The 16,124-nt window shown below is 70.8% G+C and carries 14 protein-coding genes; 13 read left to right on the forward strand and 1 reads right to left on the reverse strand.

Annotated elements, in window-relative coordinates:
• Window positions 1-45: 45 nt before the first annotated feature.
• The 7 genes from ACWIGU_RS11695 to ACWIGU_RS11725 all read left to right on the forward strand — a co-directional run bounded on the left by ACWIGU_RS11695 (window position 46) and on the right by ACWIGU_RS11725 (window position 8,358).
• A complete protein-coding gene (locus tag ACWIGU_RS11695; RefSeq protein ID WP_454399799.1) occupies window positions 46-1,206 on the forward strand; it encodes a uroporphyrinogen-III synthase in 1,161 nt (386 codons plus the stop codon).
• A 190-nt stretch (window positions 1,207-1,396) separates the two neighbouring features.
• The gene (locus ACWIGU_RS11700) at window positions 1,397-1,984 is read left to right on the forward strand and encodes a CGNR zinc finger domain-containing protein (protein WP_454399801.1); all 588 of its coding nucleotides are present in this window, start codon (window positions 1,397-1,399) and stop codon (window positions 1,982-1,984) included.
• Between the two features lie 146 nt (window positions 1,985-2,130).
• Window positions 2,131-2,706 carry a sigma-70 family RNA polymerase sigma factor gene (locus tag ACWIGU_RS11705; protein WP_100593923.1) on the forward strand — a complete coding sequence of 192 codons (576 nt, stop codon included), beginning with the start codon at window positions 2,131-2,133 and terminating at the stop codon, window positions 2,704-2,706.
• The gene (locus ACWIGU_RS11710; RefSeq protein WP_454399803.1) at window positions 2,703-3,503 is read left to right on the forward strand and encodes an anti-sigma factor family protein; all 801 of its coding nucleotides are present in this window, start codon (window positions 2,703-2,705) and stop codon (window positions 3,501-3,503) included. Before ACWIGU_RS11705 ends, ACWIGU_RS11710 begins: the two co-directional genes overlap by 4 nt.
• Window positions 3,504-3,584: 81 nt before the next feature.
• A complete protein-coding gene (locus ACWIGU_RS11715; RefSeq protein WP_454399805.1) occupies window positions 3,585-5,984 on the forward strand; it encodes a HelD family protein in 2,400 nt (799 codons plus the stop codon).
• Window positions 5,985-6,346: 362 nt separating this feature from the next.
• Window positions 6,347-7,780: a malic enzyme-like NAD(P)-binding protein gene (locus tag ACWIGU_RS11720; protein ID WP_454399806.1), complete on the forward strand. Its 1,434-nt coding sequence runs from the start codon at window positions 6,347-6,349 to the stop codon at window positions 7,778-7,780.
• Between the two features lie 296 nt (window positions 7,781-8,076).
• Window positions 8,077-8,358, forward strand: coding sequence for an HU family DNA-binding protein (locus ACWIGU_RS11725; RefSeq protein WP_030680681.1), 282 nt, complete (start codon window positions 8,077-8,079; stop codon window positions 8,356-8,358).
• Window positions 8,359-8,530: 172 nt separating this feature from the next.
• On the opposite strand, the gene murA is transcribed toward ACWIGU_RS11725, so the two are convergent.
• The gene (murA, locus tag ACWIGU_RS11730; RefSeq protein ID WP_100593927.1) at window positions 8,531-9,871 is read right to left on the reverse strand and encodes a UDP-N-acetylglucosamine 1-carboxyvinyltransferase; all 1,341 of its coding nucleotides are present in this window, start codon (window positions 9,869-9,871) and stop codon (window positions 8,531-8,533) included.
• Between the two features lie 326 nt (window positions 9,872-10,197).
• Here murA and ACWIGU_RS11735 point away from each other — a divergent pair, with 326 nt between their 5' ends.
• The 6 genes from ACWIGU_RS11735 to ACWIGU_RS11760 all read left to right on the forward strand — a co-directional run bounded on the left by ACWIGU_RS11735 (window position 10,198) and on the right by ACWIGU_RS11760 (window position 16,098).
• On the forward strand, window positions 10,198-10,758 hold the full coding sequence (locus ACWIGU_RS11735) for a YqgE/AlgH family protein (protein ID WP_199841783.1): 561 nt from the start codon (window positions 10,198-10,200) through the stop codon (window positions 10,756-10,758).
• Between the two features lie 100 nt (window positions 10,759-10,858).
• Window positions 10,859-11,146, forward strand: a complete 288-nt coding sequence (locus ACWIGU_RS11740) for a DUF3039 domain-containing protein (protein WP_100593929.1) — start codon at window positions 10,859-10,861, stop codon at window positions 11,144-11,146.
• A 222-nt stretch (window positions 11,147-11,368) separates the two neighbouring features.
• Entirely contained in the window at window positions 11,369-12,661 is a 1,293-nt protein-coding gene (locus ACWIGU_RS11745; protein WP_454399810.1) for an extracellular solute-binding protein, read from the forward strand.
• Between the two features lie 4 nt (window positions 12,662-12,665).
• A complete protein-coding gene (locus ACWIGU_RS11750; RefSeq protein WP_454399812.1) occupies window positions 12,666-13,562 on the forward strand; it encodes a carbohydrate ABC transporter permease in 897 nt (298 codons plus the stop codon).
• Entirely contained in the window at window positions 13,559-14,446 is an 888-nt protein-coding gene (locus ACWIGU_RS11755) for a carbohydrate ABC transporter permease (RefSeq protein ID WP_454399814.1), read from the forward strand. The genes ACWIGU_RS11750 and ACWIGU_RS11755 overlap by 4 nt, the downstream gene beginning before the upstream one ends.
• Window positions 14,446-16,098 (forward strand): beta-N-acetylhexosaminidase, encoded by a 1,653-nt coding sequence (locus ACWIGU_RS11760; protein ID WP_454399816.1) that lies wholly within the window; start codon window positions 14,446-14,448, stop codon window positions 16,096-16,098. The genes ACWIGU_RS11755 and ACWIGU_RS11760 overlap by 1 nt, the downstream gene beginning before the upstream one ends.
• The last annotated feature ends 26 nt before the right edge of the window (window positions 16,099-16,124 follow it).

Below are 16,124 nucleotides of genomic sequence, written 5' to 3' on the forward strand. Positions count from 1 at the left end.
GCTCGGTCGACCCCGGCAGAACCACCCGAGCGGGACGAGAGCCAGATGTACGACGCACAGCAGGGCCCTCCGGCGGGGCAGCACGGCCCCCTCGCGGGCTTCACCGTGGGCGTGACCGCCGCGCGCCGCGCCGACGAACTCGGCGCGCTGCTCCAGCGGCGCGGCGCCGCCGTCCTGCACGCGCCCGCGCTGCGCATCGTCCCGCTCGCCGACGACAGCGAGCTCCTCGCGGCGACCAAGGAGATCGTCGACCACGCGCCCGACGTCGTCGTCGCGACCACCGCGATCGGGTTCCGCGGCTGGATCGAGGCCGCCGACGGCTGGGGCCTGGGCGAGGCGCTCGTCGCCCGGCTGCGCGGCGTGGAACTGCTCGCCCGCGGGCCCAAGGTCAAGGGCGCCGTCAGGGCCGCCGGGCTCACCGAGGAGTGGTCCCCGTCGTCCGAGTCGATGGCCGAGGTCCTCGAACGGCTCCTCGACGAGGGCGTCGACGGCCGCCGGGTCGCCGTCCAGCTGCACGGCGAGCCGCTGCCCGGGTTCGTCGAGGCGCTGCGCGAGGCGGGCGCCGATGTCGTGGGGGTGCCGGTGTACCGGTGGATGCCGCCGGAGGACATCGGGCCTCTCGACCGGCTGCTCGACGCGACCCTCACGCGGGGCGTCGACGCGCTCACGTTCACCAGCGCGCCCGCCGCCGTGTCCCTGCTCTCCCGGGCCGAACTGCGGGGCCAGCTCCCGGAGTTGCTCGCCGCCCTGCGCCACGACGTCCTGCCCGCCTGCGTCGGCCCCGTCACCGCGCTGCCGCTCCAGGCCCACGGCGTGGACACGGTGCAGCCCGAGCGCTTCCGCCTCGGGCCGCTCGTCCAGCTCCTGTGCGCCGAGCTCCCGGGCAGGGCCCGTACGTTGCCGATCGCGGGCCACCGCGTGGAGATCCGCGGCCAGGCCGTCCTGGTCGACGGCGACCTGCACCCCGTACCGCCCGCCGGGATGTCGCTCCTGCGTTCCCTCTCGCGCCGCCCCGGCTGGGTGGTCCCCCGCGCCGAACTCCTGCGCGCGCTGCCCGGCGCGGGCAGCGACGAACACGCGGTGGAAACGGCGATGGCCAGACTCCGTACGGCCCTCGGCACCCCCAAGCTGATCCAGACGGTGGTCAAGCGCGGCTACCGCCTGGCCCTGGACCCGGCGGCGGACTCCAAGTACGGGACGGACTGAGTCGGTTCGGCGTGCGGTGAACGCTGTGCCCGTCGAGGGCCGCCGGCAGGCCCGCGGCGGCGAGTTCCTTGCCGTCGTGGAGCACGACGAGGCCGTGGTGGGCCGCGGTGGCGCGGAGGAGCGTGAACCCTTCGTGAGGGGCCCGGTACCAGGGGTTCCGGCGGTGCGTGCGGGCGGGCACTGTAGGGGAATGGCATCGCCATCGTCATCGTCCTCGTACGAGCTGCGCTTCGACTCCGGGCGCAGTTCGCTGGATCTCCTGGCCACGGCGCACCCCGACGAACGGCTCGACTCGGTGGGGCGGTTGCGGGCCTGGCTGGTCGGCTCGGGGCTCGTGCCCGCGGACACGCCGCTGCGGGACGCCGACGCCGCCTGGCTCGCCGAGATGGTCGAACTGCGCGGTCATATCGGCCAGTTGGTGCGCGGTGAACTCGACGGCAGGCCCGCGTCCGCCGCCCTGGAGCGGGTCAACACCCTCGCGCGCGCGGCGCCGCCCGCACCCCGCGCGACCCGCGGCACCGACGGCACCCTCGCCAGGGCCCTCCACGCCGACCCCGGCTGCGGCGAGTTGCTCTCCGCCGTCGCCCGTGACGCCGTGGAGCTCCTCACGGACCCGGTCGCCCGCTCCTGCCTGCGCCGCTGCGAGGGCGACAGCTGCCCGATCATCTATCTCGACACGTCCCGGGGGCGGCGCCGCCGCTGGTGCTCCAGCGAGGTGTGCGGCAACCGTGAGCGGGTGGCGCGACACCGGCGCAGGGCGGCACTCGCCCGGGCCTGAAGATCACCCGAAGACCGCCCCGAAACCCCTTTTGGCATGTCCCGGCGGATCGATTGAACACATCGCGGACCTCTTACGTACTGGGGTGCGTCCAGCCGAGCGGCGACCCAGCCGGAACGCTCAACCAGGGGACAGCGGAGGTAGGCGTGCGCAAGGATTCCGCCGTGGCCGATGAACGCCCGCCGAGGGCACGACATCGCGCGCCGCAGCCTCCTGAGCCCGACGAGGAGCTGATGCGCGCGCTCTACCGCGAGCACGCGGGTCCGCTTCTGGCCTATGTGCTCAGGCTGGTGGCGGGAGACCGGCAGCGCGCCGAAGATGTCGTACAGGAAACGCTCATCCGTGCCTGGAAGAACGCCGGTCAGCTCAACCGAGCGACCGGTTCGGTACGCCCCTGGCTGGTGACGGTCGCCCGGCGCATCGTCATCGACGGCCACCGCAGCCGGCAGGCCCGGCCGCAGGAGGTCGATCCGTCGCCGCTGGAGGTCATCCCCGCGGAGGACGAGATCGACAAGGCGCTGTGGCTGATGACCCTTTCGGACGCGCTCGAGGACCTGACGCCCGCCCACCGCGAGGTGCTGGTGGAGACGTACTTCAAGGGGCGTACGGTCAACGAGGCGGCCGAGACACTCGGTATACCCAGCGGAACGGTGCGCTCACGGGTGTTCTACGCGCTGCGTTCCATGAAGCTGGCGCTGGAGGAGCGGGGGGTGACGGCATGAGTGCCTCGTACGACGACTACGGACCGCATGGGTCCGGTGACGTTCACGAGACGGTCGGTGCCTACGTGCTCGGCGTCCTCGACGACGCCGAGGCGAGCGCCTTCGAAGCGCATCTGGCGGGCTGTGAGCTGTGCGCGCGCCAGCTGGAGGAGTTCGCCGGCATGGAGCCGATGCTCGCCGCGCTCGCGGACATCCCCGAACCGCAGGGCACCCCCGGCAGAGAACGCCTCGGTGCGCAGCTCGGCGCCCGACCGAGCGACCGGCTCGCCGGCCGGCTCTTCGACGAGGTGGCGCAGAGGCGGGCACGCAAGCGCCGCCGCGGGATGTACCTGGTGGCGGCCGCCGCCGCGCTGATCATCGGCGGCCCGCTGACCGTGCTCGCCGTGAACGACGGCGGGACCGACAACGTCGCCGAGGGGGCCCACCCCACCAGCCCCGCCGAGGACGCGTTCTTCAACCACATGGACGAGAAGGTCAGGGCGACCGACCCGGCCACGAAGGTCACCGCCACCATCGGCATGGAGAAGAAGGCCTGGGGCACCCACACCGTCCTGGAGCTGAAGAACGTCAAGGGCCCGCTGAAGTGCTCCCTGATCGCGGTCGGGAAGAACGGCCGGCGCGAGACGGTCACCACCTGGTCCGTCCCGCAGTGGGGTTACGGCATTCCCGGCAGCAAGCACGGGGCGTCGAAGTACCCCCTGTACGTGCACGGGGGCGCCGCGTTCGAGCGCAACGCCATCGACCACTTCGAGGTCGAGACCCTCGACGGCAAACGCCTCGTGGAGGTCGACGCGTAGCCCCGGCAGCCGGATGCGTAGCCTCCCGGGCCTCCCTTCGCGTACCTTTGACGGCTGCCCAGCACGTCAGAAGGGGGCCCGGTGGCCGCTCAGGCTCATCAGCAAACCGCGCTCGACCAGGACCGCGATTCCGTACGGGATCGCGAGATCGGTGTCGAACAGGAACACCTCGACCAGGTGTACCGCCGGCTCGAGGAAAAGATCCACGAGGCCGAGTTCCTGATGAACGACGCGGCCCAGCGGGGGCAGGTCGGCACGCCCGGCGCCCTCGCCGAGCGCGACGCCCAGGTGTTCCGCGCCGGAGTCCACCTCAACCGGCTCAACAACGAGTTCGAGGACTTCCTCTTCGGCCGGATCGACCTGCTGCTCGGCAAGGACGGCAAGAAGGGCCCGGACGGCGCTTACACGGCCGTGGAGCCCGCGGAGGGGTCCGTGCGCGAGGACGCTGACGGGAAGCGGACCGCCGACATCGCCGAGACGCTCCACATCGGCCGGATCGGCGTCCTGGACGCCGACTACTCGCCCCTGGTCATCGACTGGCGCGCGCCGGCCGCCGCGCCCTTCTACCGCTCGACCCCGGTCGATCCGGGACGGGTCGTACGCCGCCGGGTCATCCGCTCCAAGGGCCGCAAGGTGCTCGGCGTCGAGGACGACCTGATGCGCCCGGAGCTCACCGCGCACCTCGACGGCGAGCAGCTGCCCGTCATCGGCGACGGCGCCCTGATGGCCGCCCTCGGCCAGGCCCGCAGCCACACCATGCGCGACATCGTGGCGTCCATCCAGGCCGAGCAGGACCTGGTGATCCGGGCGCCCGCCGCCTCGGTGACGTACGTGGAGGGCGGCCCCGGCACCGGCAAGACCGCCGTCGCCCTGCACCGCGCCGCGTATCTGCTCTACCAGGACCGCCGCCGGTACGCGGGCGGCATCCTGATCGTCTCCCCGACCCCGCTCCTCGTCGCCTACACCGAGGGCGTCCTGCCCTCGCTCGGCGAGGAGGGCCAGGTCGCGATCCGCGCGGTCGGCTCGCTGGCCGACGACGTCTCCGGGGCGCAGGCCACGGTCTACGACTCCCCGGCGGTGGCCCGTGTCAAGGGCTCCTCGCGGATGCTGCGCGTCCTGCGCAAGGCCGCGCGCGGCGCGCTCGAGGCGGGCACGCCCGCGAAGGAGCCGTCGCGGGGCACGGGCCAGCTGGCCTTCGGCGAGGAGCCCGACGACGACGCGGCGGCCCCCGCCGAGCAGCCCACGCGCCTGCGCGTCGTCGCTTTCGGCCGCCGCCTCGAACTGGAGGCCGCCGACCTGGCGAGGATCCGCCAGAACGCGCTGAGCGGCACCGCCCCCGTCAACATGCTCCGCCCGCGCGCCCGCAAGCTCCTCCTGGACGCCCTGTGGTCGCAGTCCGGCGCGGGTACCCGCCACAGCGACCCGGAACTCGCCGCGGAGCTGCGCTCGTCGTTCGACGACGACATCACCTCCGAGGACGACTTCATCCGCTTCCTCGACGCGTGGTGGCCCGAGCTGACCCCGCGCGGGGTCCTCGCCGCGATGGGCGACGAGCGTCGCCTCGGCCGCTGGGCACGCCGGATCCTCAACCCCGGCGAGGTCCGCAAGGTCGCCCGCTCGCTGCGCCGCGACGCCCTGTCGGTGCACGACGTGGCGCTCCTCGACGAGCTGAACGCGGTACTGGGCACCCCCGTACGCCCGAAGAAGAAGCGCGAGTACGACCCCCTGGACCAGCTCACCGGTCTGGAGGAGCTGATGCCCTCGCGCGAGGAGACGCAGCGCGAGCGCGCCGAGCGCCTGGCCCAGGAGCGCACGGAGTACGCGCACGTCATCGTCGACGAGGCGCAGGACCTCACGCCCATGCAGTGGCGGATGGTCGGCCGCCGCGGCCGGCACGCGACCTGGACGGTGGTCGGCGACCCCGCCCAGTCGTCCTGGTCGGACCCCGACGAGGCGGCCGAGGCCCGTGACGAGGCCCTCGGCTCCCGCCCGCGCCGCCGCTTCACGCTCACCGTGAACTACCGCAACCCGGCCGAGATCGCCGAGCTCGCCGCCAAGGTCCTCGCGCTCGCCATGCCGGGCTCCGAGTCCCCTTCGGCGGTCCGCTCGACGGGCGTGCGCCCGCGGTTCGCGGTCGTACGGGACGGCCTCGGGTCCACCGTCCGCGAGGAAGCGGCGCGCCTGCTCGACCAGGTCGACGGCACGGTCGGCGTCGTCGTGGCGATGAACCGGCGGGACGAGGCGGCGCGCTGGCTGGCCGGGCTCGGCGACCGCGTGGTCGCGCTCGGCAGCCTCGAGGCCAAGGGCCTGGAGTACGACGCGACGGTCGTCGTGTCGCCCGCGGAGATCGCCGACGAGTCCCCGGCGGGCCTGCGCGTCCTGTACGTGGCGCTGACCCGCGCCACGCAGCAGCTCACGGTCGTCTCGGGCAGCCGCGACGAGCCCGACGCGGACGGGGTGCCGGACCTGCTGCGTGAATGAGTTCGAGGGATGGGAATTGCCTTACGGGGATCCTTTGTTACCTTGGACGTGGCACCGGCTCGATCCAAGCCCCCGGGCCCAACCTTCGTCGCTACGAGCGACCACTTGCCGCGAGGCGAGCATGGCGGGCCGGTGTCATCAACGTAGGAAGAGGTCCACGTCACCTGACGTGGACCTCTTTCTGTTTCCCAGCACTTCTCGTATGGTGGAAACAACTTTCCGAAAGTGCGCGACCGGGGTGCTGTCCGGGCGGTGAACAAAACGTTCGCAATCCGGGGCGGCTACCACGTACTCAGCGGTAGGTGCGACGATCGGACGGAAAAACAGCAGCAGCCACACGGTGAAAGCAGAGGAAGTCGGCCATGGCAACGGCGCCCAGCGTCTCCTACTCGATGACGGTCCGCCTTGAGGTGCCCGCCAGCGGAACAGCGGTATCCCAACTCACGACGGCCGTGGAGTCCCACGGAGGCTCGGTGACCGGTCTCGACGTGACGGCGTCCGGCCACGAGAAACTCCGTATCGACGTCACGATCGCCGCGAGCTCCACCTCTCACGCCGACGAGATCGTCGAGGGCCTGAACGGCATCGAGGGCGTCGTCCTCGGCAAGGTCTCCGACCGTACGTTCCTGATGCACCTCGGCGGCAAGATCGAGATGCAGTCGAAGCATCCCATCCGCAACCGTGACGACCTGTCCATGATCTACACGCCGGGTGTGGCCCGCGTGTGCATGGCGATCGCCGAGAACCCCGAGGACGCCCGGCGTCTGACGATCAAGCGGAACACCGTTGCGGTCGTGACGGACGGCTCCGCCGTGCTCGGCCTCGGCAACATCGGCCCGATGGCCGCCATGCCGGTCATGGAGGGCAAGGCGGCCCTCTTCAAGCGCTTCGCCGACATCGATGCCTGGCCGATCTGCCTGGACACCCAGGACACCGACGCGATCGTCGAGATCGTCAAGGCCATCGCCCCCGGCTTCGCGGGCATCAACCTCGAGGACATCTCCGCGCCGCGCTGCTTCGAGATCGAGGCCCGCCTGCGCGAGGCCCTCGACATCCCGGTCTTCCACGACGACCAGCACGGCACGGCCATCGTCGTCCTCGCCGCCCTGACGAACGCCCTGCGTGTCGCGGGTAAGGCCATCGGCGACATCCGCGTCGTCATGTCCGGTGCGGGTGCGGCCGGCACGGCGATTCTCAAGCTCCTGATCGCGGCCGGCGTCAAGAACGCGGTCGTCGCCGACATCCACGGTGTCGTCCACGCGGACCGCGCGGACCTCGTCGACGCGAAGGCCGATTCGCCGCTGCGCTGGATCGCCGACAACACCAACCCCGAGGGCCTCACGGGCACGCTCAAGGAGGCCGTGCGCGGCGCCGACGTGTTCATCGGGGTCTCCGCTCCGAACGTGCTCGACGGGGACGACGTGGCGGCCATGGCCGAGGGTGCGATCGTGTTCGCGCTCGCGAACCCCGACCCCGAGGTCGACCCCGCAATCGCCCGTCAGACGGCGGCAGTTGTGGCCACGGGCCGCTCGGACTTCCCGAACCAGATCAACAACGTCCTCGTGTTCCCGGGCGTCTTCCGTGGCCTCCTCGACGCCCAGTCGCGTACGGTCAACACGGAGATGATGCTGGCCGCCGCGGCCGCCCTGGCGGACGTGGTGAGCGAGGACGAGCTCAACCCCAACTACATCATTCCGAGCGTCTTCAACGACAAGGTCGCGGGCGCCGTCGCCGGAGCGGTGCGTAACGCCGCGAAGGCCGCCGGCGTTGCTGTGACAGGCGCCACGGCCTCCTGAGGCCCGGCGCGTCGCGGAATGCGGGGCCCCTGGCTGCCCTCTAGGGTGGCCGGGAAGCACGGCCCCGACCCCGCCCCAGTCCGGGACGGCGACGCATTTCGGTGACCCCCGAGGGCGCCGGATTGGCTTTCCCGCCGCTGGTGGGGGCAGGATGCGTCTTCGGGCGCGAGGGTCTGAAGACGGACCCGGGTCCGGGGCCTGACCGAGGACCCTGGCAGCATCGGCTTCGCTGTGCCCAACATGCGGCTCCGCCGCGTGGCACGCCTCAACGGCAAGAAGAACACGGGAGTACAAACATGAACCGCAGTGAGCTGGTGGCCGCGCTGGCCGACCGCGCCGAGGTGACCCGCAAGGACGCCGACGCCGTGCTGGCCGCGTTCGCCGAGACGGTCGGCGAGATCGTTGCCAAGGGCGACGAGAAGGTCACCATCCCCGGCTTCCTGACCTTCGAGCGCACGCACCGTGCCGCTCGCACCGCCCGCAACCCGCAGACCGGCGAGCCGATCAACATCCCGGCCGGTTTCAGCGTGAAGGTGTCCGCGGGCTCCAAGCTCAAGGAAGCCGCCAAGGGCAAGTAAGCGCCTGTCAGGCAAGCGCGAGGGGCGGTACCCGGGGATTCCCGGGTACCGCCCCTCGTGGCGTTCTGTGTGAGCGTCTGCGGGCTTCGTCGTGGCCGGTCGCGCAGTTCCGCGGGGAACTGCGCGACCAGCCCCCACCGGGGGCCGCAGACGAATACCGCCCAGCTCGGCGCTAGCCGAGCGCCTTGCCCGGGAGCTCGACCTTCGCGCCGAGTTCCACCAGCTTTTCCATGAAGTTCTCGTAGCCGCGGTTGATCAGGTCGATGCCGTGGACACGGCTCGTGCCCTGGGCGGCCAGTGCGGCGATCAGGTACGAGAAGCCGCCGCGCAGGTCGGGGATGACCAGATCGGCGCCCTGGAGCTTCGTCGGGCCCGACACGACCGCGGAGTGCAGGAAGTTGCGCTGGCCGAAGCGGCAGTCCGAGCCGCCCAGGCACTCGCGGTAGAGCTGGATGTGCGCGCCCATCTGGTTCAGCGCGGACGTGAAGCCCAGCCGGGACTCGTAGACCGTCTCGTGGACGATGGACAGGCCCGAGGCCTGCGTCAGGGCCACGACGAGCGGCTGCTGCCAGTCGGTCTGGAAGCCGGGGTGGACGTCCGTCTCCAGGGCGATCGACTTCAGCGAGCCGCCCGGGTGCCAGAAGCGGATGCCCTCGTCGTCGATCTCGAAGGCGCCGCCGACCTTGCGGTAGGTGTTCAGGAACGTCATCATCGAGCGCTGCTGGGCGCCGCGGACGTAGATGTTGCCCTCGGTCGCCAGCGCGGCCGACGCCCACGACGCGGCCTCCAGGCGGTCCGAGAGGGCGCGGTGCGTGTAGCCGCCGAGCTTGTCGACACCCGTGACCCGGATGGTCCGGTCGGTGTCCATGGCGATGATCGCGCCCATCTTCTGCAGGACGCAGATGAGGTCCTCGATCTCGGGCTCCACGGCCGCGTTCGAGAGTTCGGTCACACCCTCGGCCAGCACGGCCGTCAGGAGGACCTGCTCGGTCGCGCCGACCGACGGGTACGGCAGCCGGATCTTCGTGCCGCGCAGCCGCTGCGGGGCCTCCAGGTACTGGCCGTCCGCCCGCTTCTCGATGGTCGCGCCGAACTGGCGGAGCACCTCGAAGTGGAAGTCGATCGGCCGGCCGCCGATGTCGCAGCCGCCGAGACCCGGGATGAACGCGTGGCCGAGCCGGTGCAGGAGCGGCCCGCACAGCAGGATCGGAATGCGCGAGGAGCCCGCGTGCGCGTCGATGTCGGCGACGTTGGCGCTCTCCACGTGCGACGGGTCCATGATCAGCTCGCCGGGTTCCTCACCCGGGCGGACCGTCACGCCGTGCAGCTGGAGGAGGCCGCGTACGACCCGGACGTCACGGATGTCCGGGACGTTGCGCAGCCGGCTCGGCTCGCTGCCGAGCAGCGCGGCGACCATGGCCTTGGGCACGAGGTTCTTCGCGCCGCGGACACGGATCTCGCCCTCCAGCGGGGTTCCGCCGTGGACAAGCAGTACATCGTCGGTGACGGTCATGAATCTCGCGTTCCGATGAGATGGACAGGACAGATGGACAGGCCCGCAGGGCGGAGCCGTCGGGCGAGGCCTTTCGGGCCGGGCCGCTGGGCGGGCCAAGGCATAAGCGTAAGGGCCGCCTACCCCCCTTCCGTAAGCCCAAGTGCGCAGGGAGGACGTCATGACTTCGCTACAACACGAAATGTCGCTAAACGGGCGCGGAGGGTCACCTTCCGGAGGCGGTTCACGGCGCACACCCGGGGCGCGCGAGGCGTCTCTGAGCTGGGCGCACCCGGGAAGGGGCATTGACTCCCCGCTCGGCGGCAAGATGCGGGATCATGTCTGGCATGACCGAGGTGTCCTCGCTCACAGGGCGGCTGCTCGTGGCCACACCCGCCCTCGCGGACCCGAACTTCGACCGGGCGGTCGTGCTGCTCCTCGACCACGACGAGGAGGGCTCGCTCGGCGTCGTCCTCAACCGGCCCACGCCGGTCGGGGTCGGGGACATCCTGGAGGGCTGGGGCGAGCTCGCCGGGGATCCGGGGGTCGTCTTCCAGGGCGGCCCGGTCTCGCTCGACTCGGCGCTCGGCGTCGCGGTGATCCCCGGCGACGAAGGGCCCCTCGGCTGGCGCCGCGTCCACGGCGCGATCGGCCTGGTCGACCTGGAGGCCCCTCCCGAGCTGCTCGCCTCCGCCCTCGGATCCCTGCGGATCTTCGCGGGGTACGCCGGCTGGGGCCCGCGCCAGCTGGAGTCCGAGCTGACGGACGGCGCCTGGTACGTCGTCGAGTCGGAGCCGGGCGACGTCTCGTCGACGGACCCCGAAGGGCTGTGGCGCGCGGTGCTGCGCCGCCAGCGCAGCGACCTGGCGATGGTGGCGACCTACCCGGACGATCCGTCGCTCAACTGAGGCCGCCGGCCGGTGCCGTGACCGGCGGAAACCGGGCGTGCGGGCCCTTCACCCCGAGGCCGCTGCCCCTTCTCCCGGCGCTTAAGTACCCTTGGCCTTTATGAGCACTCTTGAGCCCGAGCGCGGGACAGGTACGGGGACCCTCGTAGAGCCGACGCCGCAGACGTCGCACGGTGACGGCGACCACGAGCGCTACGCCCACTATGTCCAGAAGGACAAGATCATGGCGAGCGCCCTCGAGGGGACGCCGGTCGTCGCGCTCTGCGGCAAGGTCTGGGTGCCGGGCCGGGACCCGAAGAAGTACCCCGTGTGTCCCATGTGCAAGGAGATCTACGAGTCCATGGGCGCCGGCGGCGACAAGGACAAGGGCGGCAAGGACAAGAAGTAGAGGCAGGAGCGAGAGGGCGGGAAGCGGCGGTTCGCGTCGCCGCGGAAGGTTCCTGAGGCTGCTGCGAAAGGCCCCCGAGGTGCGCATCTGTCGCGCCATGGGGGCCTTTGTGCTGCCTGCGCGACCGTTGCGCTCAGTGGTCTGGACCTCCTAGCCTCCTCTGTGTTGTGCACAGCAAAACCGCCATTGCGTATGTTGCAACGACACTTCGGAGGCTGCCCCATGAAGCTCCCCGTCCGAATGGCCTTGCCCCTGGCCGCACTTGCCCTCGCCACCGCCTGCGCCCCCGGGACCTCGGACAACGGCTCCGCCGGGGACGACAAGAGCGGGACCCTGCGTGTCTGGCTCTTCCAGGAGGTCAACAACCAGCCGAAGCAGAAGGTCGTCGACGCGGCCGTCGCCGCCTTCGAGAAGGACCACAAGGGCGCCGACGTCAAGGTCGAGTACATACCCGTCGAGACCCGCGCCGAGAAGATCAAGGCCGCTTTCAACGACCCGAAGAGCGCCCCCGACGTCATCGAGTACGGCAACACCGACACCGCCGGATACGTCAAGGACGGCGGCCTCGCCGACGTGACCAAGGAGTTCGGCGCCTGGTCCGAGGCCAAGGACACCGACCCGACGGCCGAGGAGTCCGTGACCGTCGGCGGAAAGATCTACGGCGCCCCCTACTTCGTCGGCGTGCGCGCCCTCTACTACCGCACCGACGTCTTCAAGGACCTCAAGCTCGGCGTCCCGACGACACAGGCCCAGCTCGCCGCCACGGCACGGAAGATCCACAAGGCCAGGCCGGACCTGTACGGCTTCGCGGTCGGCGGCGCGTACACGTACGGCGCGATGCCGTTCATCTGGTCCCAGGGCGGCGAACTCGCCGAGAAGAAGGGCGGATCCTACGAGTCGGCCATCGACAGCCCGGCCGCGCGCAAGGGCATCGAGGCCTACACGTCCCTCTTCGGCGGCGACAACTGTCCCGCGGCCAAGTGCGCCGGCATGGGCGGCAACGACACCGTCACCGCCTTCGCCTCCGGCAAGGCCGGCATGGCCATCGGCGGCGACTTCAGTCACCAGGCCATGGAGGACGGCAAGGTCAAGGGCAAGTACGCCGTCGTGCCGCTGCCCGGCGCGGACAAGGGCGACATCGCGCCGGCCTTCGCGGGCGGCAACAACATCGGCGTCCTCAGGAGCACCTCGCACCGCACGCTCGCCGTCGACCTCATGAAGAGCCTCGCCTCGAAGAAGACGCAGGGCGAACTCTTCGACGCGATGGGCTTCCTGCCCACGTACACGGACGTCCGCGAGAGCGTCGCGAAGAAGGAGCCCTTCGTCGCGCCCTTCATCAAGACCCTCGGCGCCGGCGCCAGGTTCGTGCCCGCCTCGCCCGCGTGGGGCCAGATAGACGCCTCGCTCGTCCTGCCGACCATGTTCCAGGAGATCGTCAGCGGACGTAAGGACGTGGCGACGGCCTCGCGGGACGCGGCGAAGAAGATGGACGCCGCCTTCCGCACCGCGGGCTGACCGCGTGGCCACCACCACCGCCCGCCGCACCGGCGCCTGGACCCCCTGGCTCTATCTCGCCCCCGCCCTGCTCCTCCTCGGCGGGCTCCTCGTCTACCCCGTCTGCCAACTCGGCCTGATCTCGTTCCTCGAATACACCCAGGCCCAGGTCAGCGGCGGCGAACCGACCACGTTCCAGGGGCTCGGGAACTACGCGACGCTCTTCGCCGACGAGCAGTTCCGGCAGGTGCTGCTCGCCACGGTCCTGTTCGCCGCCGTGTGCGTCGTCTCCACCCTCGCCGTCGGCTGCGCCCTCGCCGTCCTGCTCACCCGCGTACGCGCCCTGCCCCGGCTCGCCCTGATGCTGGCCGCGCTCGGCGCCTGGGCGACCCCCGCCGTCACCGGCTCCACGGTCTGGATGTTCCTCTTCGACCCGGACTTCGGCCCGGTCAACCGGGTGTTGGGGCTCGGCGACTTCTCGTGGACGTACGGCCGCTACAGCGCCTTCGCACTCGTCCTGCTCGAAGTGGTGTGGTGCTCCTTCCCGTTCGTGATGGTCACCGTGTACGCGGGCATCAGGGCGGTCCCGGAGGAGGTCGTCGAGGCGGCGGCCCTCGACGGGGCCTCGCAGTGGCGGATCTGGCGCTCGGTGCTCGCGCCGATGCTGCGGCCGATCCTCCTCGTCGTCACCGTCCAGTCGGTCATCTGGGACTTCAAGGTGTTCACCCAGATCTACGTCATGACCAACGGCGGCGGCATCGCGGGCCAGAACCTCGTGCTCAACGTGTACGCGTACCAGAAGGCCTTCGCGTCGAGCCAGTACAGCCTCGGCTCGGCGATCGGCGTCGTCATGCTGCTGATCCTGCTCGCCGTCACGCTCGGCTACCTGCGGATCCTGCGCCGCAGAGGGGAGGAGCTGTGAGCTCCGTACGCGCTGCGAGTCCCGTGCGCGCTGTGAGGTCCGTACGGGTCCGGGTGAGGGTGCGGCGGCCGTGGCGGCTCGCTGCCGAGGCGTCCGCTCTCCTGATCGCTCTCGTCGTCGCCTTCCCCCTCTACTGGATGGTGCTCGGCGCCTTCAAGCCGGCCGGGGAGATCGAGTCGGCCGAGCCGAGGCCCTGGACGCTCGCGCCGTCCCTCGACTCCTTCCGGCGCGTCTTCCAACAGCAGGAATTCGGCCGGTACTTCCTCAACAGCCTGATCGTCGCGGGCACCGTCGTCGTGCTCTCCGCCCTCGTCGCATTCCTCGCGGCGACCGCGGTGACAAGGTTCCGGTTCAGGTTCCGCACGACGCTTCTCATCATGTTCCTGGTGGCGCAGATGGTGCCCGTCGAGGCCCTCACCATTCCGCTCTTCTTCCTCATGCGGGATTTCGGGCAGCTCAACACGCTGGGCTCACTGATCCTGCCGCACCTGGCGTTCTCGCTGCCGTTCGCCGTGTGGATGCTCCGGGGCTTTGTGAAGGCCGTCCCTGAAGCGCTCGAGGAGGCGGCGTACATCGACGGCGCGAGCCGCACCAGGTTCCTCTGGCAGATCCTTTTCCCGCTGGTCTTTCCCGGTCTCGTGGCGACCAGCGTGTTCTCGTTCATCTCCACCTGGAACGACTTCCTGTTCGCGAAGTCCTTCATCATCAGCGACACCTCGCAGTCGACCCTGCCCATGGCCCTGCTCGTCTTCTTCAAACCCGATGAGAACGACTGGGGCGGCATCATGGCGGCGTCGACGGTAATGACCATTCCGGTACTGGTCTTCTTCGTACTCGTACAGCGGCGCCTGGTGTCCGGGCTCGGCGGCGCGGTTAAGGACTGATGTCAGTGACCTCGGCAGATCTCATTCCCGCACCCCGCCGGACGGCGCCCGGCGACGGCCTCCACGAACTCGGCGACACCACCACGATCGACGCCGGCGCGGGCACCGAGGGCGTCGCCCGCTGGCTGCGCTCCACCGTCGGAGCGGCCACCGGCCTCGCCCTGAACGACGCCGGCACCGGCGTCGACCTGCGTGACGGCGACACCCGTATCGAGCTGCGCATCGACACGGAACTCGGCCCGGAGGCCTACCGGATGAGTGTCGGCCGGCGGGCGGTCCGTATCGAGGGCGGCAGCGCGGCCGGTGTCTTCTGGGGAGCCCAGACGTTCCGTCAGCTCCTCGGCCCCGACGCGTTCCGGCGCGCGCCCGTCGGTCCGGGCCGCACATGGACGGTCCCCACCGGCACCGTCGAGGACGCCCCCCGCTTCGCCTGGCGCGGCCTGATGCTCGACGTGTCACGCCACTTCATGCCCAAGGACGGCGTCCTGCGCTATCTCGACCTGCTCGCCGCGCACAAACTGAACGTCTTCCACTTCCACCTCACCGACGACCAGGGATGGCGCGTCGAGATCAAGCGCCATCCCAGGCTCACGGAGCACGGAGCCTGGCGCGCACGCACGAAATTCGGCCACCGCGCCTCACCTTTGTGGGACGACCGTCCGCACGGCGGCTTCTACACGCAGGACGACATCCGCGAGATCGTCGCGTACGCCGCCCAGCGGCATATCCGCGTCGTCCCCGAGATCGATGTCCCGGGCCACTCCCAGGCGGCCATCGCGGCCTATCCGGAACTCGGCAACACGGACGTCGTCGACACCGCCTCGCTCACCGTCTGGGACAACTGGGGAGTAACCCCGAACGTACTCGCGCCGACCGACCACACCCTGCGCTTCTACGAGGGCGTATTCGAGGAACTCCTCGGCCTCTTCCCCGCCGACGTCTCGCCGTTCATTCACATCGGCGGCGACGAGTGCCCCAAGGACCAGTGGAAGCAGTCGCCCGCCGCGCAGGCCCGGATCGCCGAACTCGGCCTGAAGGACGAGGAGGAGCTGCAGTCCTGGTTCATCCGGCACTTCGACACCTGGCTCACCGAACGCGGCCGCCGCCTGATCGGCTGGGACGAGATCCTGGAGGGCGGCCTCGCGCCCGGCGCCGCCGTGTCGTCCTGGCGCGGCTACCAGGGCGGCATCACCGCGGCCCGCGCCGGACACGACGTCGTCATGTGCCCCGAGCAGCAGGTGTACCTGGACCACCGTCAGGCGCCGGGCGACGACGAGCCGATGCCCATCGGATACGTCCGCACGCTGGAGGACGTCTACCGCTTCGAGCCCGTCCCCCCGCAGCTCACCGAGGACGAGGCGCGGCACGTCCTCGGCACCCAGGCCAACGTGTGGACCGAGGTGATGGAGAGCCAGGAGCGCGTCGACTACCAGGTGTTCCCACGCCTGGCCGCGTTCGCCGAGGTCGCCTGGAGCGCCCTGCCCGCACCCGCCGAGCGCGACTACGCGGACTTCCGGCGCCGCATGACCGCCCACTACGCCCGCCTCGACGCCCTCGGCGTCGGCTACCGCCCGCCCACGGGCCCCCTTCCGTGGCAGCAGCGACCGGGTGTGCTCGGACGCCCGATCGAGGGGGCGCCCCCGAACGTGTGAGACGCCCGCCGTACGCGTGCCCCGGG

The organism is Streptomyces sp. NPDC055400 (assembly GCF_053644375.1).